Here is a 235-nt window from a genome sequence, read left to right on the forward strand (position 1 = left end):
GCTTCGTTGCGCGTGGCGGCGGCACGTTCGCGCAGCCAATCCACCAGACCTGGCCACAGCGTGGTGGCGAACTGCGCGCGGAAGAAGCCCATGTGCCCCACTGCGCCGCCGGCCTGCGCAGGCGTGATTTGCCGACGCTCGACCCACGTGTTCGTGAAGTGCATCGTCAACGCGTTGATGGCGGCGGGGGTGGCCCACGGGTCGTCGTCAAAGCCGTAGACGAGCACGGGATGCG

At 68.5% G+C, this 235-nt stretch carries 1 pseudogene; it reads right to left on the reverse strand.

Annotation, left to right across the window (positions count from 1 at the left end):
• Window positions 1–235 (reverse strand): annotated as a pseudogene (locus AMS65_RS00030) (hypothetical protein); the annotation flags it as partial.

It is taken from the genome of Leucobacter celer subsp. astrifaciens, from assembly GCF_001273835.1.
Taxonomy (GTDB): Bacteria; Actinomycetota; Actinomycetes; order Actinomycetales; family Microbacteriaceae; genus Leucobacter; species Leucobacter celer.